The sequence below is a fragment of the Gaiella occulta genome (assembly GCF_003351045.1).
In the GTDB taxonomy this organism is placed as follows: Bacteria; Actinomycetota; Thermoleophilia; order Gaiellales; family Gaiellaceae; genus Gaiella; species Gaiella occulta.
Genome location: NZ_QQZY01000021.1, coordinates 1 through 2602, shown reverse-complemented (window position 1 = coordinate 2602; position 2602 = coordinate 1). Strand labels below are relative to the sequence as shown.

The 2602-nt window shown below is 71.6% G+C and carries 2 protein-coding genes; both read left to right on the top strand.

Annotated elements, in window-relative coordinates:
* Positions 1-116 precede the first annotated feature (116 nt).
* Positions 117-1655 (top strand): IS21 family transposase, encoded by a 1539-nt coding sequence (gene istA / locus Gocc_RS15515; protein WP_114797487.1) that lies wholly within the window; start codon positions 117-119, stop codon positions 1653-1655.
* Positions 1652-2440, top strand: a complete 789-nt coding sequence (gene istB / locus Gocc_RS15510) for an IS21-like element helper ATPase IstB (RefSeq protein WP_114797486.1) — start codon at positions 1652-1654, stop codon at positions 2438-2440. The genes istA and istB overlap by 4 nt, the downstream gene beginning before the upstream one ends.
* Positions 2441-2602 lie beyond the last annotated feature (162 nt).

Below are 2602 nucleotides of genomic sequence, written 5' to 3'. Positions count from 1 at the left end.
TCGGCGCGACGGTTTGAAGTGGCCCCGCTGCGACGGCTTCAACTGGCCCCACCTCCGTCCGATCGGCGGCCAAGCGTTCGTGGCTCATCGAGCTCGAGCGGGAGGAGCCAGTGGGGATGTGGTCGAGGATGGAGCAGTTCGAGCAGATCAGGCGGGACCGCGACCGGGAGGGGCTTTCGATCCGGGCGTTGGCGGAGCGGCATGGGGTTCATCGGCGGGCGGTGAGGCAGGCGCTCGCGTCGCCGTTGCCGCCGGCGAAGCGGTCGCCGTTGGGTCGGCCGGCGCCGAGGTTGGGGCCGTATCGGCCGCTGATCGATGCGTGGCTTGAGGCTGATCGGGAGGCGCCGCGGAAGCAGCGTCACACGGCGAAGCGGATCTGGCGGCGGCTCGTCGACGAGCACGGGGCCGAGGTCGCCGAGACGACGGTGCGCGACTACGTGCGGGGGCGGAAGCGGGCGATGGGCTGGCCGGTCGGGGAGGTGTTCATCCCGCAGGTGCACGACCCGGGCGTGGGTGCGGAGGTCGACTGGGGCGAGGCCGAGGTCGACCTGGCCGGGGTGCGCACGACGATTCATCTGTTCTTCATGCGTCCGTCGTTCTCGGGCGCGGCGTTCTGTCAAGCCTCGCTGGTCGAGACGCAGCAGGCGTTCCTCGAGCTGCACGTCGAGGCGTTCGACTGGTTCGGCGGCGTGTTCGAGCAGATCCGCTACGACAACCCGACCTCGGCCGTGAAGCGTGTGCTGAGGGGACGCCGCCGGGTCGAGAGCGACCGCTTCGTCGCGCTCCGCTCCCACTACCTGTACGCCGCGGCGTTCACGAGGCCGGGGATCGAGGGGGCGCACGAGAAGGGCGGCGTGGAGGGAGAGGTGGGTCGCTTCCGCCGCAACCATCTCGTCCCCGTCCCGGCGTTCGCGACGATGGCCGAGCTGAACGCGCTCCTGCTCGCGGGCTGCGAAGCCGACCTGCGCCGGCGGATCGTCGGGCGTGCGGTCACGGTCGGGGAGGCGTGGGCGCAGGAGCGGCCGCTGCTCCGTCCTCTGCCGGCCGACCCGTTCGACGCCGCGGACACAGCCACGCCGCGGGTGGATGCGAAGTCGCTGGTCACGGTGCGGCAGAACCGCTACTCGGTCCCGGTGCGCCTGGCGGGACTGCGGGTCAGCGTCCGGATCGGCGCGCGCGAGATCACGGTCAGCCACAGCGGCACGGTCGTCGCGCGCCACGAGCGGCTGCAGGGACGGTACGGCACCAGCGCGACGCTCGACCACTACCTCGAGCTACTCGAGCGCAAGCCGGGCGGGCTCCAGCACTCGCTGGCGCTGCGCCAGGAACGTGAACGCGGCGGCTGGCCGGGCTGCTTCGACGAGCTGTGGGCCGCGCTGACTGTCCGCTACGGCGGCTCGGAGGCCGCCCGGCAGATGGTCGACGTACTCCTGCTCAGCCGCGAGCATGACCCCGGCCGGGTCGAGCTCGCCGTCCAGGGCGCGCTCGCCGCCGGCGCCCACGACGGCCGCGCCGTCGCGGTGCTCGCACGCCGAGCAGACGCAACCGGCCAGCCCTCGCCGCCGCTCGAGCAGCTCGAGCCGCGGCTGGCCGTCCACGCCCGGCCGGCGCCCGACCTCACCGAGTACAACGAGCTGATCGGAGCAGCCCAATGACGACGAACGCGAAGACCGCAGCGTTGGAGGCGCTGATCGACGCGCACGCGATCGAGCTCAAGCTCCCGACCGTCCGCCGCCGCTTCCGCGCATTGGCCGCAGAGGCAACACGGGAGCAGCAAACACCGGTCGCCTACCTCGGCGCGCTCCTCGAGGCCGAGATCAACGAGCGCACCGAACGCCGCGAACGCCGCCGCCTCAACGATGCCCGCTTCCCCCAGATCAAACGGCTCGACGACTTCCGCTTCCAAGACAACCCGAACGTGCCGCAGGCGACGATCGCCGCGCTCGCCGAGGGCAGCTGGATCGACGACCGCGAGAGCGTGATCCTGATCGGCGACAGCGGCACCGGCAAGACCCACCTCGCCACAGCACTCGCGGTCTGCGCCTGCCAGGCCGGACGGCGCGTCCGCTTCACCACCCTCGCCGGCCTCGCCAACGAACTCCAAGAAGCCGAAGGCCGACGCGAGCTCGCACGCGTCGTCGCCCGCTACGCCCGCAGCGAGCTCGTCGTCCTCGACGAGCTCGGCTACCTCGCCCTGCCCGACGGTGCTGCCGAGCTCGTCTTCCAGGTCCTCTCCGAACGCCACGAACGCGGCAGCCTGATCGTGACCACGAACCTCCCGTTCGGCGAATGGACGAAAGTCTTCGCCGACCCCCGCCTCGCCAAAGCCGTCGTCGACCGGCTCACCCACCGAGCCCACATCATCGACACCGGCAGCGAATCCTGGCGCTTCCACCACGGGCTCACCCAGACCAAACGCCGCCGCGGACAGCCCGCATGACCCGGACCGCGCCGCGCTACCGCTCCTCCGCTCCGCCTACGGCTCCGCTCCGGAACGGCAGCGCGGCGCCCGATCAGCTATGACTCGCAGAACAGAAAACCCGACGGCAGGTGGGGCCACTTCAAGCCGTCGCGGTGGGGCCAGTGCAAGCCGTCGCGGCGA

Bases quoted from the DNA above. Each gene is read 5' to 3' on its own strand.
- istA (WP_114797487.1), top strand. From the start codon at position 117: ATGTGGTCGAGGATGGAGCAGTTCGAGCAGATCAGGCGGGACCGCGAC.
- istB (WP_114797486.1), top strand. From the start codon at position 1,652: ATGACGACGAACGCGAAGACCGCAGCGTTGGAGGCGCTGATCGACGCG.